General features: G+C 65.7%; 18 protein-coding genes. 7 read left to right on the forward strand and 11 right to left on the reverse strand.

Features of this window, described 5'->3' with window-relative positions; translation table 11 throughout:
* Positions 1-42 precede the first annotated feature (42 nt).
* The 3 genes from DCM80_RS11040 (at position 43) to DCM80_RS11050 (ending at position 3996) form a co-directional block, all read left to right on the forward strand.
* Positions 43-1770 carry a hypothetical protein gene (locus DCM80_RS11040; protein ID WP_257196977.1) on the forward strand — a complete coding sequence of 576 codons (1728 nt, stop codon included), beginning with the start codon at positions 43-45 and terminating at the stop codon, positions 1768-1770.
* 218 nt (positions 1771-1988) lie between these two features.
* A complete protein-coding gene (locus DCM80_RS11045; protein ID WP_257197928.1) occupies positions 1989-2708 on the forward strand; it encodes a thermonuclease family protein in 720 nt (239 codons plus the stop codon).
* A 100-nt stretch (positions 2709-2808) separates the two neighbouring features.
* Positions 2809-3996, forward strand: a complete 1188-nt coding sequence (locus tag DCM80_RS11050; RefSeq protein ID WP_257196978.1) for an alanine--glyoxylate aminotransferase family protein — start codon at positions 2809-2811, stop codon at positions 3994-3996.
* Positions 3997-4177: 181 nt separating this feature from the next.
* On the opposite strand, the gene DCM80_RS11055 is transcribed toward DCM80_RS11050, so the two are convergent.
* Positions 4178-5278 carry a hypothetical protein gene (locus tag DCM80_RS11055; protein WP_257196979.1) on the reverse strand — a complete coding sequence of 367 codons (1101 nt, stop codon included), beginning with the start codon at positions 5276-5278 and terminating at the stop codon, positions 4178-4180.
* The gene (locus DCM80_RS11060) at positions 5278-6714 is read right to left on the reverse strand and encodes an MBOAT family protein (RefSeq protein WP_257196980.1); all 1437 of its coding nucleotides are present in this window, start codon (positions 6712-6714) and stop codon (positions 5278-5280) included. The genes DCM80_RS11055 and DCM80_RS11060 overlap by 1 nt, the downstream gene beginning before the upstream one ends.
* A gap of 391 nt (positions 6715-7105) precedes the next feature.
* On the opposite strand from DCM80_RS11060, the gene DCM80_RS11065 reads away from it, so the two are divergent.
* On the forward strand, positions 7106-9205 hold the full coding sequence (locus DCM80_RS11065) for a S9 family peptidase (RefSeq protein WP_257196981.1): 2100 nt from the start codon (positions 7106-7108) through the stop codon (positions 9203-9205).
* Between the two features lie 246 nt (positions 9206-9451).
* On the opposite strand, the gene DCM80_RS11070 is transcribed toward DCM80_RS11065, so the two are convergent.
* Together DCM80_RS11070 and araD are read right to left on the reverse strand one after the other, a co-directional pair.
* Positions 9452-10171, reverse strand: coding sequence for a ribonuclease activity regulator RraA (locus tag DCM80_RS11070; RefSeq protein ID WP_257196982.1), 720 nt, complete (start codon positions 10169-10171; stop codon positions 9452-9454).
* Between the two features lie 127 nt (positions 10172-10298).
* On the reverse strand, positions 10299-12035 hold the full coding sequence (araD, locus tag DCM80_RS11075) for an L-arabinonate dehydratase (RefSeq protein WP_257196983.1): 1737 nt from the start codon (positions 12033-12035) through the stop codon (positions 10299-10301).
* A 251-nt stretch (positions 12036-12286) separates the two neighbouring features.
* On the opposite strand from araD, the gene DCM80_RS11080 reads away from it, so the two are divergent.
* Positions 12287-12706: a response regulator gene (locus tag DCM80_RS11080; protein WP_257178825.1), complete on the forward strand. Its 420-nt coding sequence runs from the start codon at positions 12287-12289 to the stop codon at positions 12704-12706.
* A complete protein-coding gene (locus tag DCM80_RS11085) occupies positions 12684-16277 on the forward strand; it encodes a PAS domain S-box protein (protein ID WP_257196985.1) in 3594 nt (1197 codons plus the stop codon). The genes DCM80_RS11080 and DCM80_RS11085 overlap by 23 nt, the downstream gene beginning before the upstream one ends.
* Before the next feature lie 159 nt (positions 16278-16436).
* Here DCM80_RS11085 and DCM80_RS11090 read toward each other — a convergent pair whose 3' ends face one another.
* Entirely contained in the window at positions 16437-17072 is a 636-nt protein-coding gene (locus DCM80_RS11090; protein ID WP_257178827.1) for a response regulator transcription factor, read from the reverse strand.
* 149 nt (positions 17073-17221) lie between these two features.
* Between DCM80_RS11090 and DCM80_RS11095 the strand changes: the two genes are divergently transcribed.
* Entirely contained in the window at positions 17222-17512 is a 291-nt protein-coding gene (locus DCM80_RS11095; RefSeq protein ID WP_257196987.1) for a hypothetical protein, read from the forward strand.
* 46 nt (positions 17513-17558) lie between these two features.
* On the opposite strand, the gene DCM80_RS11100 is transcribed toward DCM80_RS11095, so the two are convergent.
* From DCM80_RS11100 to DCM80_RS11125, 6 genes are all read right to left on the reverse strand, one after another.
* Positions 17559-18062 carry a response regulator gene (locus DCM80_RS11100; protein WP_126260585.1) on the reverse strand — a complete coding sequence of 168 codons (504 nt, stop codon included), beginning with the start codon at positions 18060-18062 and terminating at the stop codon, positions 17559-17561.
* Between the two features lie 141 nt (positions 18063-18203).
* Positions 18204-18521: a hypothetical protein gene (locus DCM80_RS11105; RefSeq protein WP_027563592.1), complete on the reverse strand. Its 318-nt coding sequence runs from the start codon at positions 18519-18521 to the stop codon at positions 18204-18206.
* Between the two features lie 2 nt (positions 18522-18523).
* The gene (locus DCM80_RS11110; protein WP_257196988.1) at positions 18524-19402 is read right to left on the reverse strand and encodes a protein-glutamate O-methyltransferase CheR; all 879 of its coding nucleotides are present in this window, start codon (positions 19400-19402) and stop codon (positions 18524-18526) included.
* A gap of 59 nt (positions 19403-19461) precedes the next feature.
* Positions 19462-19848: a PleD family two-component system response regulator gene (locus tag DCM80_RS11115; protein ID WP_028133211.1), complete on the reverse strand. Its 387-nt coding sequence runs from the start codon at positions 19846-19848 to the stop codon at positions 19462-19464.
* A gap of 31 nt (positions 19849-19879) precedes the next feature.
* A complete protein-coding gene (locus DCM80_RS11120; RefSeq protein ID WP_212088930.1) occupies positions 19880-20356 on the reverse strand; it encodes a chemotaxis protein CheW in 477 nt (158 codons plus the stop codon).
* Between the two features lie 22 nt (positions 20357-20378).
* Positions 20379-22136, reverse strand: a complete 1758-nt coding sequence (locus DCM80_RS11125; protein WP_257196990.1) for a response regulator — start codon at positions 22134-22136, stop codon at positions 20379-20381.
* Between the last annotated feature and the right edge of the window lie 233 nt (positions 22137-22369).

The raw sequence follows: 22369 nt of genomic DNA on the forward strand, positions 1-22369 counted from the left end.
CCCCTGGCCGACCCCGCCAAAGTCCCCGCGACCGAGTACTTCATGAGCTTTCATTATTTTGCCGGCGCCGCCTGCCGGGCGCTGCTGGCGCCGAAGGACGGCCCCTCGCTTTACGACGTCTGCGATCCCGTCCTCTCGGGCCCGGCCGGCGGCGATCCGCATCTCGCCAAGTTCTACAAGACCGCGCTCGGCAATCCCGCGCTGCGGGTGCTGCTGCGGCGGGCCGGGCTGCCCGAGCTGCGCGACGAGGCCAGGCTGACGGCGCTGCGCGCGGCGCTGGCGCGCGCCCGCGACGAGGCCGAACCCGACTGGGCGGCGGTCGGCCAGCCGGTCGCCGATCTCGTCGACAGCATCGCGCTCGACCATCCCAAGCCGCGGCCGGCAATGCTCACCGGCGCCGCGCCGCCGCAAGCGCAGATCGACGCCGTGATCCGCGACTGCGCGCAGCATCTGCTCGGCTCCTACCGCAAGAACGGCTTCCTGCCGACCTATGCCGCCTTCAACCTGATCGGCGATCCCGATTTCCGCGGCCGCGAGCTGATCATGGCGCTCACGGGCCTCAATGCCCGCGGCTACAAGAATTCCTCGCTGCTGTTCAACCTCGCCCGCGTCTTCATCGCGCGCTCGAAGGCCGCGGCCGTCGTCAATCCGCCCTGGCGGGGAATCGCCGAGCCGATGTGGGAGCCGGTGCAGATCCGGCACCGCTCGGCCTATTACGATGCGTTCTTCATCGAGGCGCTGCTGAGCTACGGCGAGAGCGGCCTCGCCTCACCGGCCGACAAGGTCGCAGCACAGCGCGCCATCGCCGACATGGTGAATTTCTGCATCAACATCAGCCGCGAGGAGGTCGAGGGCATCGACGGGGAGCGCTTCAACGTCGTCACCGCGCTGGCGCCGGCGCCGCATCCGCGCTTCTCGCGCTACTTCGCGCAGATCAAGCAGGATCTCGGTTTCGGCGTCTACGTGCCGGATTGCGACACCACGGCGTGCTCGATCTCGGCAGCGACCCAGGCCGGCTGCCTTGATCCGATCATCGACCAGCCGCTGCTCGACTTCTATTCCGGCTACCAGGTGCGTGCCGGAATCAACGCACCGCGCGTGACCGTGCCGCTCAACGACAACATCGATTACGAGGGCGGGGTCGCGACCTGGATCGACAACCTCGCGGGCGAGCGGCCCTACGGCAATGATCTCGATCCGACGCTCAATCTCGACATTCTCGAGGTGAGCTTTCGCAACCTGACGCGCTGGAAAGTCCTGGAGACGCCGTCGCGGCTCGCCACGGTGCATCGCATCATCGGCTTCCAGAAGCGGCTGGCGGCGAGCGGCGCCTTCGCCAATCCGCGTTCCCACATCTATTACCTGCCGGAACTCTACAGCGCCTATTTCGGCCGCTGCTATGCGGCCTTCCTGGCGCTGCCGCCGGCGGCGCAGGCCGCGATCGATCCCGCCCGCGATTTCGACTTCATCCGCCACCGCGTGCTGTCCTACGTCAAGAGCGAGCTGATGGCCGCGGAGATGAACGCGTTCGACGCCGCGCTGGCGCTGATCGCGCTCGGCCATCTCGGCGCCGCCCCGCGCGACTTCGCGCCGGCGCTGAACGTCATCGTCGGTGCCGTCGGCGAAGGCGGCCGCCGCGGCCCGTTCCGCGCCTATGAGTGGAACAAGATGAAGACGCCGACGCGGATCCTGGTGGGCGGCCCGGAGGTGACGTCGGCCTTCGTGCTGATGGGGCTGGCGCTGGCGAAGCGGGCGATGGCGCGGGGGTGAGTCGTGCGCCGAGCACGGGTCTCGTAGGTGGGCAAAGGCGCGGAGCGCCGTGCCCACGTAAGACATCGTGGGCACGCTTCGCTTTGCCCACTCTACGAGACCTCCCGCAATGACGGGAAGTTGAAAGCCTATCCGTGAAGCATAAGCTGGCCGAGCGGACAAAAGCCGACCACAATTGCGCGTTCTATCGAGATTTTCATCACACGCGGACCGGCACGTTGCGAAAATTACTGATTGCGCTGGCTTTCCTCGCCCCCTCACTCGCGCACGCCGCCGACATCACCGGCACGGCGAAGGTTCGCGCCGGCGACGCCGTGGTGATCGGCAACACGCGGATCCGGCTCGGCGGCATCGACGCGCCTGCGATCGACCAGCTCTGCCTCAACACCAAGACCGAGCGCTGGACCTGCGGGATCGCGGCGCGCGATGAGCTCGCCAAGCATGCCGACGGCAAGACCTGGACCTGCCACACGAGGTCGATCGACCGGCGCGGCCGCACCGTGGCGCGTTGCGAGGTTGGCGGCGAGGACATCCAGAAATGGCTGGTGCGCAGCGGCTGGGCGCTGGCCTACACCCGCATGTCCCATGATTACGAAGCGGACGAAAAGGCCGCGCGTGAGGCCAAGGCCGGGATGTGGCAAGGCGCCTTCATCGCGCCCTGGGACTGGCGCGTCCGCAACAAGAAGACCGTCATCCTGGGTGCCACCAAGCCGCCCGACGGGGCGCATGCGGTGCTGCTCGCCTCGGCCTCGGGCCCGGTCGCGCCTTCGCCGGATTGCACCATCAAAGGCAACGTCAACAGCGCCGGCGAGTGCATCTTCCACCGGCCGACCAGCCGCTGGTACACCCAGATCAAGATGAAGATCAGCAAGGGCACCCGCTGGTTCTGCTCGGTCGAGGAGGCCGAAGCCGCCGGCTGCCGCGAGACCAAGCGATAACCAGACCTGCGTTTAACGTGCTTTTCTCGAACCCAGGCCGCGCGTAAAACGTGATTCAGCAACCCACCAATCTGTTCTCTGGCAACAAGGACCGACAGCAATGACCGTTCGCGCGGGCCGGGAGTTTCTGGCCATCCCCGGGCCCACCACGATGCCCGACGAGGTGCTGCGGGCGATGCACCGTCCGGCGATCGACATCTACTCCAAGGAGATGCTCGACCTGACCGAGAGCCTGCTCGGCGACATCTCCAAGCTGTTTGCGACCAAGGGCAAGTCCTACATCTACATCGCCAACGGTCACGGCGCCTGGGAAGCGGCGCTCAGCAACGTGCTGTCGCGCGGCGACAAGGTGCTGGTGCTGGAGAGCGGCCGTTTCGCGATCGGCTGGGGTAATGCAGCGGCGCTGATGGGCGCCGAGGTCGAGGTGCTCAAGGGCGACTGGCGCCGCGCGGTGCGGCCGCACGAGGTCGAGGAGCGCCTGCGCCGCGACAAGGAGCACAGCATCAAGGCCGTCGTCGTGGTCCAGGTCGACACCGCCTCGGGCGTGCAGAACGACATCGAGGCGATCGGCAAGGCGATCAAGGCGAGCGGTCATCCCGCGCTGTACATGGTCGACACCGTGGCCTCGCTCGGCTGCATGCCGTTCGAGATGGACAAATGGGGCATCGACGTCGCGATGTCCGGCTCGCAGAAGGGCCTGATGACGCCGCCCGGCCTCGGCTTCGTCGCCGCCAATGCGCGTGCACTCGAGGTGCACAAGAAGGCCAACATGTCGACGCCCTATTGGAGCTGGAGCGAGCGCGAGGGCACCGAGAACTATCGCAAATATGCCGGCACCGCGCCGGTGCATCTGTTGTTCGCGTTGCGCCGGGCGATCGACTTGCTGCACGAGGAGGGCCTCGAGAACGCCTTCCGCCGCCACAGCCTGCTCGGCGAAGCCGCGCGCCGCGCCGTTGCCGTCTGGGCGGAAGGCCAGGTGCTCGGCTTCAACGTCGCCGAAGCCAGCGAGCGCTCCAACACCGTGACCACGGTGACCATGAGCAACGGCCACGACCCCGCGGTGCTGCAACGCTATTGCAAGGACAAGTGCGGCGTGGTGCTGGGCACCGGCATCGGCGACCTCTCCGGCCAGGCCTTCCGCATCGCCCATATGGGCCACGTCAACGCGCCGATGCTGCTCGGCACGCTCGGGGTGATCGAGGTCGGCCTCAACGCGCTGAAGATCCCGCACGGCAAGGGCGGGATGGAAGCGGCGGTGTCGTATCTCGGCGACGAGGTGGCGGCGTAGGAAGGCCGCTTTCTTCCTTCTCCCCTTGTGGGAGAAGGTGGCGCGAAGCGCCGGATGAGGGGTTCTATCGGCGAATCTCATCGCGAGAGTTTTACGCGCGGATAGAACCCCTCACCCGTCTCGCCGCTTCGTGGCGAGCCACCCTCTCCCACAAGGGGGCCCACAAGGGGAGAGGGGAAGATCAGCGCCCAACGCGATAATCTTCGACCTGCGCCTTCAACTCGTCCAGTGACGCGGTGGGTGCCTTCGGATCGACGCGATAGGCCCCGCTCGCCAGCCATCTCAGCACCATGGCGTCCACCACCGGCGAATGGTGGATGACGTCGCCGTAATTGTCGTGGTCGTGGGTTACTTCCTTGATCGCGCGGAAATCGTGCAGGCGCACATTGGGGAGCTGCGTCAGGCGCCGCGCGATGGCGGCGGTGAGATCGGTGACGGTCTTCAGCGTCTCAGGCGAAGCCTCGCGCATCGCGACGAATTGCAGGATCGAATAGGGCGGGAAGTAGACGTCGAAGGTGACGTCGGGGTGACGCGCGATCAGTCCGACGGCATCCTGTTCGAAATGCCGGACCATGGCCTCGTAATCGTAGCCTTCGCCGAGGAAACGGCTGCGCGTGGGATTGGTGATGTAGGTGAAGGCCGCGAGCGTCTTCTTCGCATTGTACTCGCGCGCGACGTCGAAATCCCGCGGCAGCGCGTAGATGTCGTCAACGTCAGGCAGCGCGAATTTCACGGGCAGGAACGGCGCCGCCCGGGTCAGCGGCGGCCGCAATGGCGGAACCGAGCGCAGCAGCGCGAACAGAGATTCCTTCGCCATCGCGGCACTGAACAGATAGGACGCAATCCCCTTCGCCGTCCCGCGATAGAGATCGACGGAGAGATACGGATCGGATTCGATGTCGGCGGCATCGATGAAGATGAAATCGTCCATCGCCCAGATCACGCGCCTGGCGCCGCGCCCGATCGCCTGCTCCAGCACGAAACCCTGCTGGCGCGAGTTGGAGCCGGTCATCGCCAGCTTGAGCGAATGCACGCCGAGCGCGCGGTCGATGTCGCTCTGGCGGAAATGGATCGCGAGCGAGGTGCCCATGAAGGCCGTGTCGAACGACTGGCTGCGGATCAGCCCGGCATTCTGCACGCGGGTGTCGTCGGAATAGAAGGCGAGGCGCGAAGGCCGGAACAGCTGCAGGGGATCGACGGCATAGGTGAGCAGCGCGGCGCCCAGCACGCACACGAGGCTCGCGAGCATCAGACGCACCAGATGTGTGAACGCCCCGCGCATCAGAACCGGAAATAGATGAATTCGCTGTGGCTCTGGATGCCCAGGATCCCAAACGCCAGCACCAGCGACGCCGCATAGAGGACCAGCGGCCGCATCCGCCCTGCCCGCAAGCCTTCGCCGACCCTGCGGCCCGCGTGATCATATCCCATCAGCGTTTGCGTGTTCGGTGCCAGCCACACCAGCGCGGCGTAGATGACGACCATCACCAGCGCCGCGATCTCCTCGCGGCCGAAAGCGATATTCGAGGGATCGGCCATGGCCTGGAGCACGCGTAGCGCCCATTCCACACCCGCGGCACGGAAGAACACCCAGGCGACCACGACAGCGAGGAACGTCAGCGCAGCGCCTGCGATGCGAGCTGGGCGTGCAAGCAGCGGCGGAACGTTCGGCACCAACGCATTGAAGGCGTGATTGATGCAGAGATAGGCCCCATGCAGCGCGCCCCAAATGACGAAAGTCCAGGCCGCGCCGTGCCAGAGCCCGCCGAGCAGCATCGTGATCATCAGGTTGACGTAGCGCAGCACGCGTCCCCTGCGATTGCCGCCGAGCGGGATGTAGAGATAGTCGCGCAAAAATTGCGACAGCGTCATGTGCCAGCGGCGCCAGAACTCGACGATGCTGGTCGCCTTGTAAGGCGAGTTGAAGTTCACGGGCAGGAAGATGCCGAACATCAGCGAGATCCCGATCGCCATGTCGGAATAGCCGGAGAAGTCGAAATAGAGCTGGAACGTGTAGGCGAGCGCACCCAGCCAGGCCTGGTCGAAGCTCGGCGAGCGCGCCTCGAAGGCGAGCGCGACCAGCGGCTGGATGCCGTCTGCGAGACAGGTCTTCTTGAACAGGCCGATGGCGAAGATGATGATTCCGCATAACATGAGGTGCCCGTCCGGGCGCTTGGTCTCCTCCCGTTCGAACTGCGGGATCATATCCTTGTGGTGGAGGATGGGCCCGGCGATCAGATGCGGGAAATAGGTCACGAACAGCGTGTAATGCGGCAGCGCGTAGGCCGCGACCTGGCCGCGATAGGCATCGACCAGGAACGCGATCTGCGTGAACGTGTAGAAGGAGATGCCGACCGGCAGCAGGATGTGGACCGCGACATGCGTGCCGAACAGCGCGTTGACGTTCTCGGTGACGAAACCGGCATATTTGAAGATGCCGAGCACGATGAGATCGCCGGCGACGCCAAGCGCGAGCACCGCCTTTCGTCGCGACGGGTCGAGCTCCGACACGATCAGCAGATGGCCGACGCCGTAGTTGAAGCCGATCGACAGCAGCAGCAGCGCCACGAACTGCCAGCTGCCGATGGCGTAGAAGGCGAGCGAGGCCAGTGCCAGCCAGATCACCGGCATGAGATTGCTGCGCCGCCCGAGCCAGAAATAGCCGGCGAGCACGAGGGGCAGGAACAGCAGGATGAACGGGTAGGAATTGAACAGCATCAGGCTGGACCGGCGGCGGGGATACGGTCCGTAAAGCATACACGGGGCCGATCAACAACCCGGCGATCTCTATAGCGTCGTGGGATATGGTTTGATGGCTCCCGGGACGGAAGTGCGCTCCCTCTCCCGCTTGCGGTGTTCAGACCGGGGAGAGGGTGTCTCCGCAACGGGACACTCCCCAAGAGGAGAGAACCCTCACCCGGCGCGCGGGACGATGCTTCGCATCGCCCGGGCGCGCCGACCTCTCCCGCAAGCGGGAGAGGTGAACTGGCCGCGGCGATTCACTCGACCCTAAAGCCATTCGGCTCTAGCGGACGCGCTGGCAATTCGTGGAATCGGGGCGATATAAGGGAACGCGGCGCGCCGCGGATAGCATCTGAACGAGGATCGAGTGACCCAGGCCAAAACAGCTTCGAAGCCCCCTGTCGCGCCGCGCCGGCCGCATTCCTTCACGCGGCACGGGATCACCGTGAGCGACGACTATGCCTGGTTGAAAGACGCGAAATGGCAGGAGGTGCTGCGCGATCCCGCGGTGCTCGACCCCGATATCCGCAACTATCTGGTTGAAGAGAACGGCTACACCGAGAGCCTGCTCGGTCATACCGCGCCGCTGCAGAAGACGCTGGTGCGCGAGATGCGCGGACGGATCAAGGAGGACGATTCCAGCGTGCCGTCGCCGGATGGTCCGTTCGCCTATTTCCGCCGGTTTCGCGAGGGCGGGCAGCACGAGCTGTTCGGCCGCATGCCGCGCGAGGGCGGCGACGGCGAGATCGTGCTCGACGGCGATGCGCTCGCCAAGGATCACACCTATTTCAAGTTCGGCGGCAGCCGCCATTCGAACGATCACAAGATGCAGGCCTGGAGCGCGGACACCAAGGGCTCGGAATATTTCTCCATCCGCGTGCGTGACTGGGCGACCGGAAGCGATCTGGATGATCTTGTGGAAGAGACCGACGGCGGCGTGGTCTGGACCGCTGACTGCAAAAGCTTCTTCTACGTCAGACTCGACGACAATCACCGGCCGATGCAGGTCTGGCGCCACAGGCTCGGCAGCAAGCAGGCCGACGACATTCTGGTGTATGAGGAGCAGGATGCCGGCTGGTTCACCCATCTGCACGAGAGCACCAGCGGCCGCTTCTGCGTGATCGCGGGCGGCGACCACGAGACCAGCGAGCAGCGGCTGATCGATCTCGCCAACCCCGAGGCGCCGCCGCGCCTGGTCGCCGCGCGCGAGCAGGGCGTGCAATATTCGCTGGCCGACCGCGGCGACGAGCTGTTCATCCTCACCAACGCCGACAACGCCATCGACTTCAAGATCGTTACGGCGCCGCTTCACGCGCCCGAGCGCAAGAACTGGCGCGACCTGATCCCGTATCGGCCTGGGATCTACATCATCGACCTCGACCTTTATGCCGGCCATCTGGTGCGGCTGGAGCGCGCCAATGCGCTGCCGTCGATCGTGATCCGCGATCTCGCTTTGAGCGAGGAGCACGCCATCGCCTTCGACGAGGCCGCCTATTCGCTGGATACGATGGGCTCCTACGAGTTCGAGACGACCAATCTGCGCTTTGCCTATTCGTCGATGACGACGCCGTCTGAGGTCTACGACTACGACATGGTCAAGCGCACGCGCGTCTTGCGCAAGCGCCAGGAGATCCCGTCCGGCCACGACGTGGCCGATTACGTCACGACGCGCATCATGGCGAAGGCACATGACGGCGCCGAGGTGCCGGTGTCGATCCTTTATCGCCGCGGGCTGAAGCTCGACGGCTCGGCGCCGCTTTTGCTCTACGGCTACGGCTCCTACGGCATGGCGATGCCGGCTTCGTTCAATGCCAACCGCCTGTCGCTGGTCGACCGCGGCTTCGTCTACGCCATTGCCCATATCCGCGGCGGCGCCGACAAGGGCTGGGGCTGGTATCTCGACGGCAAGCGCGAGAAGAAGACCAACAGCTTTGACGATTTCGCGGCCAGCGCCCGTGCGCTGATCGATGCCAAATACACCAGCGCCAGGCGCATCATCGGCCATGGTGGCTCGGCCGGCGGCATGCTGATGGGCGCGGTCGCCAACCGTGCCGGCGAATTGTTCGCCGGCATCGTCGCGGAGGTGCCGTTCGTCGACGTGCTCAACACCATGCTCGACGACACGCTGCCGCTGACGCCGCCGGAATGGCCGGAATGGGGCAACCCGATCGAGAGCGAGAAGGATTTCCGCACGATCCTGTCCTACTCGCCCTATGACAATGTCGCGGCAAAGGACTATCCGGCGATCCTGGCGATGGGCGGCCTGACCGATCCGCGCGTCACCTATTGGGAGCCCGCCAAATGGATCGCGCGCCTGCGCGCCACCATGACCGGCGGCGGCCCGGTCCTGCTCCGCACCAACATGGGCGCCGGCCACGGCGGCGCCTCCGGGCGATTCGACCGGCTCGACGAGGTCGCGATCGTCTATGCCTTCGCGCTGTGGGCGGCGGGGATGGCGGAGGCGTGACACTTCTGCCTCTCCCGCAAGCGGCAGGGCGAGCGCATAGAATTGTGCGCGGCCGGTGCGCACGCCTCGTCCTTCGAGACGACCGCTGCGCGGTCTCCTCAGGATGAGGCTAAACAATGTCCGTGCTCGTTGAAGCAGTCGCCATGACTCCGGTCCTCATCCTGAGGGCCCGCCAACGGCGGGCGTCTCGAAGGATGGCCACAGGCGAGATCGGTCCATATGCGATTGTCCTGATAAGCGAAGGGACTACCGCCCGTTCTTCTTCCGCCACTCCGCGAAGTCGGTGAGCGTCTGCGGGTCTGTCGCGGGATAGAGGCCGAAGATGCCGCGGCCCTTGCCGACTTCCTCCGTGACGAAATCCTCGAACGCGGTCATCTCGAAGGTCTCGTTCGCGATCTCGTCGGCAAGATGCGCGGGGATGACGATGACGCCGTCGGCATCGCCGAGGATGACGTCGCCGGGAAACACCGGCGCGTCGCCGCAGCCGATGGGGACGTTGATCTCGATCGCCTGGTGCAGCGTCAAGTTCGTCGGCGCACTCGGGCGATGGTGATAGGCGGGGATGCCGAGCCTGGCGATCTCGGCGGAATCGCGAAACCCGCCGTCGGTGACGACGCCGGCGACGCCGCGCTTCATTAATCGCGTCACCAGGATCGCACCGGCCGACGCCGCGCGCGCGTCCTTGCGGCTGTCCATCACCAGCACCGCACCCGGCGGGCAATCCTCAACCGCCTTGCGCTGCGGATGGGAGCGGTCCCTGAAGACGTCGATGGTGTTGAGGTCCTCGCGCGCCGGCATGTAGCGCAGCGTGAAGGCCTCGCCGACCATGGTCGGCTGGTTGGGGCCGACGGGATGGACGTCCTGGATCATCTGGATGCGCAGGCCGCGCTTGAACAAGGCGGTGGCGACGGTCGCGGTGGAGACGGATTTGAGTTTTGTGCGGGTGGCTTCGCTGAGTTTTGTCATTTGGTACGCTCTCTCCGATCGTCATTCCGGGATGCGCCGCATAGCGGTGCAGGCCCGGAATCCATAACCACGATCGGGAGTATGGATTCCGGGCTCATCGCTTCGCGATGCCCCGGAATGACAGCGGCTAATAAATCGACGGCTCGCCGATCGGCGCGCCGAAATCGGTCTCGAGGAAGTCGAAGTCGCAGCCGTCATTGGCCTGCTTGATGTGTTTTGTGAACATCCAGCCATAGCCGCGCTCGAAGCGGCGCTCGGGCTGCTTCCAGGCGGCGCGGCGCTTGTCCAGCTCGGCTTCGCTCACGTCGAGATTGATGGTGCGGGCGGCGACGTCGAGCGTGATGCGGTCGCCGTTCTGCACCAAAGCGAGCGGGCCGCCGATGTAGGATTCCGGCGAAACGTGCAGGATGCAGGCGCCGTAGCTGGTGCCGCTCATGCGCGCATCCGAGATGCGCACCATGTCGCGCACGCCCTGCTTCACCAGCTTGGTCGGGATCGGCAGCATGCCCCATTCCGGCATGCCCGGCCCGCCCTGCGGGCCGGCATTGCGCAGGATGAGAATGTGGTCCTCGGTGACGTCCAGATTGGGATCGTCGACCGCCTGCTTCATCGCGGGATAATCGTCGAACACCAGCGCCGGCCCGGTGTGCTTGAGGAAACGCGGCGCGCAGGCGGAAGGCTTGATCACACAGCCGTCGGGCGCCAGATTGCCCTTGAGCACCGCGAGCGCGCCTTCCTTGTAGATGGGGTCGTCGACGGAGCGGATCACGTCGGCATTGTGCACCTCTGCGCCCTCGATGTTCTCACCCAGCGTCTTGCCTGTGACGGTGATGCAGTCGAGATGCAGATGCGGCTTGATCTGGCCCATCAGCGCCGGCAGGCCGCCGGCATAGAAGAAGTCCTCCATCAGGTAGGTGTCGCCGCTCGGCCGGACGTTGGCGATGACGGGCACCTTGCGGCTCGCGATCTCGAAATCGTCGAGGCCGATATCCTGGCCGGCGCGGCGGGCCTGCGCGATCAGGTGGATGATCGCGTTGGTCGAGCAGCCCATTGCCATCGCCACCGCGATCGCGTTCTCGAACGCCTTGCGGGTCTGGATCGTCTTCGGCGTCAGGTCTTCCCACACCATCTCGACGATGCGGCGCCCGCATTCGGAGGCCATGCGGATGTGGTTGGCGTCGGCGGCCGGAATCGAGGAGGCGCCGGGCAGCGTCATGCCGATCGCTTCCGCGATCGCGGTCATAGTCGAGGCGGTGCCCATGGTCATGCAGGTGCCGTAGCTGCGGGCGATGCCGGCCTCGATGTCGAGCCAGTCCTTGTCGGAGATCTTTCCGGCGCGGCGCTCGTCCCAATATTTCCAGCCGTCCGAGCCGGAGCCGAGCGTCTTGCCCTTCCAATTGCCGCGCAGCATCGGGCCCGCCGGCAGATAGATCGCCGGGATGTTCATCGAGGTGGCCCCCAGCAGCAGCGCCGGCGTGGTCTTGTCGCAGCCGCCCATCAGCACCACGCCGTCGACGGGATGGCTGCGCAGCAATTCCTCGGCGTCCATCGCCAGCAGGTTGCGGTAGAGCATGGTGGTCGGCTTGAGCAGCGATTCCGACAGCGACAGCGCTGGCAGCTCCAGCGGCAGCCCGCCGGCCATCAGGATACCGCGCTTGACGTCGTCGACCCGCGACTTGAAGTGCATGTGACAGGGCTGCGCGTCCGACCAGGTGTTGAGGATCGCGATAACAGGGCGGTCCTTCCACTCCTCCGGGGCGTAGCCCATCTGCATGGCGCGGGAGCGGTGACCGAACGAGCGCAGATCGTCGGGCGCGAACCAGCGCGCGCTGCGGAGCTGATCGGGTGTTTTCTTCTTGGTCATTTTTTCCTCTGCGAATTCGCCCGCTCTTCCCACATGCCGCTCACTCCTCGCAAGTGGTCGGATGCGCCAGGCCCAGCCTTCCGCTATGCACGAAAACGTGCATATATTGCGATACGAAGCAACAGCCGCCGACCGGGAGCGTCATCGCGCGAAGTGCTTGCAGGCCGGGCGGAATCCGCGCAACAATTTCATCTTTAATGGTTTGATTTGCGCCGATGGGAATGTCCCGGCCGGCGCGGAGGAATTTAGACGTGGCCAACATCCTGATCGTGGATGACGACCCGGCCGTTCAGATCACGATCCGGCTGCTCCTGGAGAGGGCCGGTCATCAGGTCAGCCTCGCCGGCGATGGCCGCAAGGCGCTGGCGCTGTTCGAGGCCGGCCGGTTCGATCTGCTGTTCCTCGACATTTTCATGCCTGGCATGGATGGGCTGGAGACGATGCGTCACATCCGGGCGTTGGCCCCGGCCATTCCCATCATCGTCATTTCCGGCCGCTCGGCCGCGCCGGATGCCTATGCGGAACCCGATTTCCTGAATATGGCGACCAAGCTCGGCGCGGTGGCAAGCCTGCAGAAGCCATTCCGGCCCGGCGCACTGCTCGCCGCAGTCGATGGCTGCCTGAAGGCGGGCGAGCCGGAGGGGTCCGATGTCAGCTCCGGCCGCCGATAACGAGGCCTCCTCTGCTTCAGGCCGGATCGGCCGCGATCATCCGGGAAGTCCTGCGCGCATTCCCATGACACTCGCCACGCGGCTCGCCGTCGCCATGATCCTGCTGGTGGCGGTCACCGTGGCCGCGGTCGGCTGGCTGGGCTACCGCAACACCACGCAAGCGGTCATTCCGCGGGTCCTGGAACGGGTCGAGGCCCAGTCGCGCCTGCTGGCAGCCAATTTGGAATCCTACGTTTCCGGAGCGCGCGGCGACCTGATCGGCTATCGCGCCGCGGCGGCCATCCAGGGCCTCATCCGCGCCCACACCGGCGGCGGCACCGATCCGGCCGACGGCGTCTCGGAGCAAACCTGGCGCGAGCGTATCGCCACGCGGCTCGCGGCCGAGATCGAGGCCAAACCCATCTATGGGCAGTTTCGGATCATCGGCATCGATAACGACCAGCGCGAGCTCGTTCGTGTCGATCGCTCCGGACCGAACGGAACCGCCCGGATCGCCCCGGACAACGAGCTGGAGAGCAAGAGCGACCGACCGTACTTTCAGCAAACGATCCGGCTGCCGTCTGGCGAGATCTATGTGTCACCCGTCGATCTCGCCACCCGCCAAGGGGGCACCACGACTCCTCACATCCCGACTCTCCGGGTGGGGACGCCGCTATTCGCACCGGACGGCAAGCCGTTCGGCATCATCGTCGCCAATATCGACATGCGGCCGGCGCTCGACCAGGTCCGCGCGACGGCGGCCTCGGGAGGAGAGATCTACGTCGTGAATTCGCACGGCGACTATCTCGTTCATCCCGATCGCGCGCGCGAATTGGGCACATTGCGCGACCGTCCCGGCGACTGGCGCAAGGACTTCCCTTACTTCGCGGCTCTGACCGGCACGCAGGACATATCCACGCGCCTCATGACCGATGGGTCGGGCCGGCCGAGCGGCGCGGCCATTGCCCCTGCGCTGCTTGCCGGCAAGGAATGGGTCGCCGTCATCGAGACAATTCCCGCGCCCGTGTTCGGCCTCGTACCGGCAGCGATCCAGAAGACGTCCCTGCTGGTCGGCATATTGGCCGTTGTCGCTGCAGCCGTGCTGGCGGTGCTGCTGGCGCGCTCGCTCACGCGTCCGATCGGCCGCTTGACCGCAGCAGTCCAGGCCATCGGCAGTGGGCGCCCGGCGGACATCCCCGTCGATGCCGGCGGCGAGACCGGCGTGTTGGCGCGGGCCTTCGCGCAGATGGTCGAGGAAACCCGGGTGAAGACCGCTGCGCTCGAACGCGAGATCGAGGAGCATCGCCGCACCGAGGCCGCGCGCAGCCATCACGCGGCGCGCGAGCGCCTGTTCAGCGCCGCGATCGAATCCTCCGACGATGCGATCGTGATGCAGACGCTCGATGCCGTCATCACGGGTTGGAATCCGGCCGCCGAGCGTCTGTACGGCTATTCGGCGGACGAGGCGATCGGCAAGCCGACGTCGATCATCGTGCCGGCGGACCGCCGCGAGCAGGGCAAGGACTACCTGGCGCGGATCGCGCGCGGCGAGCCGATCGAACGCTTCGAGACGGTGCGCCTGCGCAAGGACGGCACGCCGGTCGAAATCTCGCTCAGCCTGTCGCCGATCAAAGGTCCGTCCGGCGAGATCATCGGCGTCTCCGGGACCGCGCACAGCCTCACCGAGGCGCGGCGGGCCGAGCGGCAGCTGCAGCAGCAGCTCGAGGAGCGCCGGCAGATCTTCGACACCTCGCAGGACCTGATCATGATCATGGATGCGCGGGGCCATATCGCACAGATCAGTCCGAGCAGCGCGACCATCCTCGGCTATCGGCCCGAGGAGATGATCGGCCGCAGCGGCGCCGACTTCATTCATCCGGATTTTCTGGAGCGATCCCGCGCCGAGATGCGCGCGATGCGGCGCGGCGAGCGTCCCAAGATCGACGACACGCGCTGCTTCCACAAGGGCGGACACGAGGTCTGGCTGTCCTGGCTCGGCAGCTGGTCCGAGCAGGCGCATCGCTTCTTCTTCGTGGGACGCGACATGACGGAAGCGCGGCTCGCGCAGGAATCGCTGCGCGAGAGCGAGCGGCTCGCCCGCAACATCATCGAGACCTCGCTCGACGCCTTCGTCCAGACCGACGAGACCGGCAGCATCCTGAACTGGAACTCGCAGGCCGAGCAGCTGTTCGGCTGGCGCCGCGAGGAAGTGCTCGGCAAGAGCACGATCGACCTCATCGTCGCGGAGAGCCAGCGCGAGCGGGTTAGGGCGGGTCTGACGCAGTTCCTGGCGAGCGAGAGCGGCAGGACGCTGAACCGGCGCCGCGAGCTGATGTGCTGCCGCCGCGACGGCAAGGAATTCAAGGCCGAGCTGAGCGTCACCGCGCTGAAGCGCCGCGAGGGCCTGCTGTTCAACATCTTCTACCGCGACCTCACCGACAAGATCGCCGCCGAGGAACGCATCCGTCACGCCGAGAAGATGGAGGCGATCGGCCAGCTCACCGGCGGCGTCGCGCACGATTTCAACAACATCCTCACCGTCATCACCGGGACGATCGAGATCCTCGCGGAAGCCGTCGAGAAGGAGCCGCAGCTTGCGGCCATCACGAAGATGATCGACGAGGCGGCCGCGCGCGGCGCCGACCTGACCCAGCACCTGCTCGCCTTCGCGCGCAAGCAGCCGCTCCAGCCGCGCGAGATCGACATCAATTCGCTGGTGGTCGACACCGCGAAGCTGTTGCGGCCGACGCTGGGCGAGCAGATCCAGATCGAATCCGTGTTCGAGGATGAGAACTGCGTCGCGATCGTCGATCCCAACCAGCTCACCACCGCGATCCTCAACCTCGCGCTCAATGCCCGCGACGCCATGCCCGGCGGCGGCAAGCTGATCCTGGAGACCGGCGCCGCCTATCTCGACGAGGCCTACGCCAACGCGAACGACGTGTCGCCGGGGCACTATGTGTTGATCGCCGTGAGCGACACCGGCACCGGAATTCCCGCGAACCTGCTGACCAGGGTGTTCGATCCATTCTTCACCTCGAAGGGGCCGGGCAAGGGCACCGGGCTCGGCCTGTCGATGGTCTACGGCTTCATCAAGCAGTCCGCGGGCCACATCAAGATCTACAGCGAGGAAAGCCACGGCACCACGATCAAGATGTACCTGCCGCCCGGCAAGACGCCGACGGCGGCCGGCGAGGGCGTGACGCCGGCGGCCATCGAGGGCGGGCACGAGACGATCCTGGTGGTCGAGGACGACAGGCTGGTGCGCGACTACGTGCTGGCGCAGCTGCATTCGCTGGGCTACGTCCCCTTACAGGCCGCGAATGCCGCGGAGGCGCTCGCGATCGTCGCCGCCGGAAAGCCGTTCGACCTTCTGTTCACCGACGTCATCATGCCCGGCAAGATGAACGGACGGCAGCTTGCCGACGAGCTGATGAAGACGCGGCCCGATCTCAAGGTGGTCTACACGTCGGGCTATACCGAGAACGCGATCATCCATCACGGCCGGCTCGATTCCGGCGTGATGCTGCTGGCCAAGCCCTATCGCAAATCGGATCTGGCGCGGATCATCCGCAAGGCGTTGCAGGCGTAAGGCGCGATTTCGTGTCCCGGACAAGGCGCAGCGTGGAACGCTGCGGCGCAGAGCCGGGACCTAGAACTGTCAGCAGTGAAATTGAGAGATGGGCCCCGGCTCAGCGGCGCATCATTTCATGATGCACCGCGTCCGGGGCACGGAGAGAGCGCCCGTCGCCTACGACGCGCGCTGGGCCGCGGTCATCACGATGCGGATTAGATCGGCGGCGTTGCGCGCGCCGAGCTTCTTCATGATGTTGGCGCGGTGATCCTCGATCGTGCGCGGGCTGATGCCGAGCGTGCGGCCGGCTTCCTTGTTGGACGCGCCGGAAGCAAACTGCTCGAGCACCTCGCGCTCCCTGCGCGTCAGCGGCTCGCGTCCGGGGAAATGCAGCGAGCCGAATTTCGGCGAGGCATTCTCCGCCTGCCTGCGTGCATAGGCGCCGATCGCCTCGTCGAGCCGGCCGACGATCTCGCTGCCGCGGAACGGCTTCTCGATGAAGTCGAGCGCGCCGCTCTTGATCGCGCCCACCGCCATCGTGATGTCGCCCTGTCCGGAGATCATGAAGATCGGCGCCGGATAATCCTCGCCCTGCAGCTCCTTCAGAATGTCGAGCCCCGACTTTCCGGGAATGTGCACGTCGAGCAGGATTGCCGCCGGCGTGCGGTTGCGCGCGACGGAGAGCAGCGCTGCGCCGTCCGCGAAACAGATCACCTCATAACCCGCCGCCTTCAACACCATCGACAGAGTGTCGCGAACGGCAGGGTCGTCGTCGACCACGAAGATTTCACCGCGAGAGCTTTGTTCGGCCATGTGCCACATCCGGTTGGCATGAAGGACTCGCGTCCGCGCCAACCGTTATGGCAATCGGCGCGGATTCGGCCCACCCGTATTTGTACGGGACATGGTCTTAACGCACAAGTAGCGGCAAGGTGCCTTATTGCGGGGGACGGAGAATATCCATGCTAAATTACGCTGGCACACCCCCGCTCGCCGCGATGGCCGACACCGACAGCCGTCAGTTGATTGCAGCCGAACTTCGCTCCCTGATCGCGCGCATCGACCTCAGTATGCGTCTGATCGACGCGGCCATGGAAGAAGAAGACGCCGGCGGTGTTTCGGGTTCCAGCGAGATTGTGGTGCTCGACGACGTGACGCCCCGTTATGCCACGGCCAGCGCCGCCCTCAACGCCTGCCGGGCTGAACTCGGCCAAGCCCTGCGACAGCTGTCGGAATTCAGCAACCCGACATAGAGCGCGATCGGCGCTGAACGCCGACCGCATGGCAAATCCGCGAGCCCTAAGCGCGGTGCCGTTCCACGATCGCGTCGGTGGCGACACCGCCCCAGGTGTGGATCGCGGGAAGGCCCATGGCGATCTTGCCAAGATTGGCGAGGCTGATGCGCAGGGCCGCAAGGTCGAGCGGCTTCGGCAGGCTCTGGAGCTCGATCCCGACGGACCGGGCGAAGCTGCGAGCGGCGCTGCGGCGCTTGCCGTCCATGCCGCTGATGACGATCACGGCGCCGCCGAACTTCGCCGCCGCCATCTCGCGCAGCACGTCGATGCCGTCGCCATCCTCCAGCACGAGATCCAGCGTCACGCAATCGAAGCGGGCGGTGCGCAGCTTCTCGATCGCATTCGCCACGGACGGCGCCACGGTGACTTCGTGCCCGGCCTGCTTGGCGGCGACGGTGATCAGGCTGCGCTGCGTGGCGTCGTCATCGACCACCAGAAGCTGAAGCGCACGCCGCTCAGCGCCGTCGGGCAGGTTGGACGTCATGGGCGAAAGAGGACTTCTGGGCATTTCCGTATCCTGAGATTGAGACGGTCAACGGATACAATGTTCGCGCTGAGGCCACGTAAAGCTGCCGGCGCGAATTCGCTTCGAAATCTTCAGAAAGTGTGAAGCAAGAGATCGGAAAGGACGGCGACGGACGCGGGCGGATCACGCCGCGGCGTCGTGGCCGCCGGCCGCGCCGCGCTTCTTCCTGTTCTTGCCGCGCAGGAACTGGATGTCCATTTCGGCGCCGTTGACGCGGACCAGCTCGCAGCGGCGATAGGCAAGGCCGGTGGACGACAGCAGCAGGAAGAACTCCTTCAGGTTCAATCCCTGAATCGAGCCTTCCACCGTGAGAATGGCGTCGGTGTCGGAGATCGCGTTGAGCTTGCAGTCGCGGCGCCAAGTGCCGTCGATGGCCATGATGCAGACATCATAGCCGCGACTGAAAGTCACGCGTTCGGTACCCTTGCCATCCTCGGCCATGTCTATCGTCCTGCCATCACCGCGAGGCGCGGCGCCGCGCCGGCGAGGACCGGCTTGGCGGCTGCGGCACGCGGATCGTTCGGCTTGTAGAGGCCGCGCCGGTCCGTAATCGGGCGGAACGTATCGGTCAGACCGACCACGGTTTCGGCCGCGCCCAGCACCAGGAAGCCATCGGGCTCGATCTGGCGCGCCAGCCGGTTGAAGATGTTGATCTTGGTGTCCTGGTCGAAATAGATCAGCACGTTGCGACAGAAGATGACGTCGAACGTGCCGAGCTGGGAGAAGTCGTGCAGCAGGTTGAGCTGGCGATGCTGGATCATCGCCCGCAATTCGGGATTGACCTGCCAGGTCTCGCCGGTCTGCTTGAAATATTTGACCAGCATCTGGATCGGCAGGCCGCGCTGCACCTCGAACTGGCTGTAGATTCCGGCCTTGGCCTTCTCCAGCACCTCCTGCGACAGATCGGTCGCGATGATCTCGATGCGCCAGCCGGTGAGGGCCGCGCCCATCTCCTTCAGGCACATCGCCAGCGAATAGGGCTCCTGCCCGGTCGAGCCGGCGGCGCACCAGATCCGCACGCTGCGCTTGCCGGCACGCGCCTTGATGATCTCGGGCATGATGGTGTCGCGAAAATGATCGAACGGGACCTTGTCGCGGAAGAAGAAGGTCTCGTTGGTGGTCATGGCTTCGACCACGTCGGTGATCAGCTGACGCGAGCCGCTTTGCAGCTTCTGCACGAGCTCGGCGATGCCGGAGAGCCCGGCCTTGCGGGCCAGCGGCAGCAGGCGGCTTTCGATCAGATATTGCTTGTCTGCGGACAGGTCGAGACCGGAATTGTCCTTCAGGAACTTACGCAGGTACTCATACTCGGTCGGGGTCACTGGTAGCCTCTTCGAAGCTGTACTGGAACATTCTGACCAGATGCGCGGGCCAGATTCGCTCAGGCCATGGCTTGTCCGACCGGGAGCAAGCCGACTTCAGCAAACTTGTCGGCGATGATGTCCTTGTCGAAGGGCTTCATGATGTACTCGTTGGCGCCGCCGCTGAGCGCCTGGGCGATATGAGCCACATTGTTCTCGGTGGTGCAGAACACCACCTTGGGCTGGTCGCCGCCGGGCAGGCGGCGCATGTGGCCCATGAATTCGAAACCGTCCATCACGGGCATGTTCCAGTCGAGCAGCACCGCGTCGGGCAGCTGCCGCTGGCAGATCTCGAGCGCCTTCGAGCCGTCCTCGGCCTCGGTCACCTCGAATTCCAGGCCCTCCAGGATCCGGCGCGCGATCTTCCGCACCACGCTGGAATCATCGACCACCAAGCAGGTTTTCATTTCGGTTCTCCGGCTCCGATGTTTCGTTGGCTCACGCGGCCATCTGCACTTTGGTTTCGAGCTCGAGGACGCGATCGACGTCGAGGACGACCATGAGCTGTCCGTCGAGGCGGTGGACACCGCCGGCGAGCTTGGCCATGCGGGGATCGAGGTTGACGGGGTTCTCTTCCATGCCGGCTTCGGGCAGGCGCAGCACCTCGCCGATCTGGTCGATCAGAAGGCCGTAGGATTCGCCGCGCAGGTCGACGCCGACCGCCATCGGCACCTTGCCGTCCTCGGGCTGCGGCAGGCCGAGACGGGCGCGCATGTCGACCACGGTGACGATGCGGCCGCGCAGATTGAGCACGCCAGCGATCTCGCGCGAGGACAGCGGCACGCGGGTGACGCGCTCGGGCATGAACACGTCCTGGACGCGGGAGATCGGCAGCCCGAACAGCTGGCCGCCGATCATCGCGGTGACGTATTCGACCATGGCGCCTTCGGCGGACTGGGTCTTCTTGCTGGTCATGCCTGTCTCCTGATCCCCTGGGTTACGCCGCCGCCCGGCTCAGCTCGGAGGCGCCGGCAGCGCCCGCGGTCTGCTCCTTCAGCGCCGCGATCAGGCCGGGACGGTCGAACTTGGCGACATAATCGTGGAAGCCGGCCTGGCGGCCGCGCTCGATCGCCGCCGGCGACACCAGCGCGGAGAGGCCGATGATCGGCATCGAACCGAGATTGTTGTCGGCGCGGATGGTCTCGGCGAACTCGAACCCGTTCATGTCGGGCATCTCGATGTCGGTCAGGACCACGTCGAAGCTCTGGGCCCGCAGCGCGGCGAGACCCTCCTGCGCGGTCGGCGCGGTGCGGACGCGGTAGCCGGCCGCCTTCAGCACCGGGGCCAGCATGTTGCGGAAGAACGCTGAGTCGTCGACCAGCAGCACCGACTGCGAGTGCAGCGACGGCTTCATCTCCTTGCGGGTGAACCAGTCGGAGAACGCCATGGGGAGGAAGTGGCCGACGTCGATCACCTCGGTGGCCTGGCCCTTGATCACGGCCGAGCCGAGAATGCCGGAGGAGGAGCCGCCGACCTCGATGTTGAGCCGTTCCTCGACGATGTCGATGATCTCGTCGACGACGAGGCCCATGGAGCGGCCGTCGTCGGCGAACACCAGGATCGGCTGGGCGCCCTGGCTGGCGATGGTGACGCCTTCCATGGCCACGAGCGGCATCAGCTGCTCGCGGTACTGCACCATGTAGCGGCCGTTGGAGAACTCGATCTTGTCGGCGGGCAGCTCTTCCAGCCGGGTGACGAGGCCGAGCGGGACCGCCTTGGGCTGCGAGGAGCCGGCGCGGAACACGAGCAGCGAAGTGGTCTGCTCGCCCGAGCCAATGTGATGAGCGCCGTTCTCGTCGCCCATGTCATGGGCCGAGGAGCCGGCGGCGCCGAGCGCCTTGGCAATGCCGTTGGGGTCGATGATCATGATGACGGCGCCATCGCCCAGGATGGTGTTGCCGGACTGGTTGGCGATGGACGCGCCCTCGCCGGCGCCCTCGTCGGCCATCGACTTCTTCGGCGCGGCCTTCTCCCTGGCGGGTTTTGCGTCCTTGGCGGCCGGCGCTTCGGGAGCGGGCTCGGCCTTCACTTCGGGCTTCACTTCGGCCTTGGCAACCGGCGCGGGCACCGGCGCTTCGATCGCGGTCTCGCGGAAGGCGCGCTCCAGCTCGTCGAGCGAGACCTCGCCCGGACGCAGCGGACGCTCCAGGGTCTGATCGATCAGCGTGCCCGTGGCCATCTCCTTGGCGGGTGCGGCAGCCGGGGCTTCCGGCGCCAGCGGCGGGGCGTCCGCGACGGGAGCAGCAGCACTACCAGCAGCCGCGATCGGCGAAGCCGACGCTGACGGCATCGGCTGCGCCGAGCCTGACATGGCCGCCATGCCCTGCTCGACCATCGCTTCCAGCTTGTCGATGAGGTCGCGGTCGTTACCCTCGGGCTCGGCCTCGGTGGCTTCGAGCCCTGCGAGGATCTCCTTGATGCGGTCGATCGAGGACAGGATCACCGTCACGGCTTCGGCCGTCACCGGCATGCCGTCACGGAATTTGCCCATCAGGGTCTCGCCGGCATGGGCCAGCGCTTCCAGCCGTGGCAGGCCGAGGAAGCCGCAGGTGCCCTTGATGGTGTGGACCAGGCGGAAGATGTTATCCAGGATCTTGGCGTTGTTCGGCTCCTGCTCGAACTTCACCAATTGATTGTCCACGGTGTCCAGGCTCTCGCTGGTCTCCGTCAAAAACTCCCGCAACAGATCATCCATGAGCTACGCCTTACTGACCTGAACACCGACTTGAATCCGGACTTCGACGCCTGAGCCATCCTTGGCACGGACGGAAGCCCTCCTCTTGGATCGTTAGACAACCCCTTTCACAGTCCCGTTAATTTCATCCTCCGTGCTAATACGGATATTGAAGAGAAGTTTGGGGTTCGGCGGAAGGCAGCAGCGCTTTTCGGCAAATCCGGCTGCGCGCCGCAGCGCCGGGAGGCATGCGG

Source organism: Bradyrhizobium sp. WBOS08, assembly GCF_024585125.1.
Lineage (GTDB): Bacteria > Pseudomonadota > Alphaproteobacteria > Rhizobiales > Xanthobacteraceae > Bradyrhizobium > Bradyrhizobium japonicum_B.

Excerpts from the sequence above, each read along its gene's own strand:
- DCM80_RS11050 (WP_257196978.1), top strand. The coding sequence starts at position 2,809 with ATGACCGTTCGCGCGGGCCGGGAGTTTCTGGCCATCCCCGGGCCCACC.
- DCM80_RS11100 (WP_126260585.1), bottom strand. The coding sequence starts at position 18,062 with ATGCCCAGAAGTCCTCTTTCGCCCATGACGTCCAACCTGCCCGACGGC.
- DCM80_RS11055 (WP_257196979.1), bottom strand. The coding sequence starts at position 5,278 with ATGCGCGGGGCGTTCACACATCTGGTGCGTCTGATGCTCGCGAGCCTC.
- DCM80_RS11105 (WP_027563592.1), bottom strand. The coding sequence starts at position 18,521 with ATGGCCGAGGATGGCAAGGGTACCGAACGCGTGACTTTCAGTCGCGGC.
- araD (WP_257196983.1), bottom strand. The coding sequence starts at position 12,035 with ATGACCAAGAAGAAAACACCCGATCAGCTCCGCAGCGCGCGCTGGTTC.
- DCM80_RS11120 (WP_212088930.1), bottom strand. The coding sequence starts at position 20,356 with ATGACCAGCAAGAAGACCCAGTCCGCCGAAGGCGCCATGGTCGAATAC.
- DCM80_RS11060 (WP_257196980.1), bottom strand. The coding sequence starts at position 6,714 with ATGCTGTTCAATTCCTACCCGTTCATCCTGCTGTTCCTGCCCCTCGTG.
- DCM80_RS11125 (WP_257196990.1), bottom strand. The coding sequence starts at position 22,136 with ATGGATGATCTGTTGCGGGAGTTTTTGACGGAGACCAGCGAGAGCCTG.
- DCM80_RS11085 (WP_257196985.1), top strand. The coding sequence starts at position 12,684 with ATGTCAGCTCCGGCCGCCGATAACGAGGCCTCCTCTGCTTCAGGCCGG.
- DCM80_RS11040 (WP_257196977.1), top strand. The coding sequence starts at position 43 with ATGAGCTTTCATTATTTTGCCGGCGCCGCCTGCCGGGCGCTGCTGGCG.
- DCM80_RS11095 (WP_257196987.1), top strand. The coding sequence starts at position 17,222 with ATGCTAAATTACGCTGGCACACCCCCGCTCGCCGCGATGGCCGACACC.
- DCM80_RS11070 (WP_257196982.1), bottom strand. The coding sequence starts at position 10,171 with ATGACAAAACTCAGCGAAGCCACCCGCACAAAACTCAAATCCGTCTCC.
- DCM80_RS11090 (WP_257178827.1), bottom strand. The coding sequence starts at position 17,072 with ATGGCCGAACAAAGCTCTCGCGGTGAAATCTTCGTGGTCGACGACGAC.
- DCM80_RS11115 (WP_028133211.1), bottom strand. The coding sequence starts at position 19,848 with ATGAAAACCTGCTTGGTGGTCGATGATTCCAGCGTGGTGCGGAAGATC.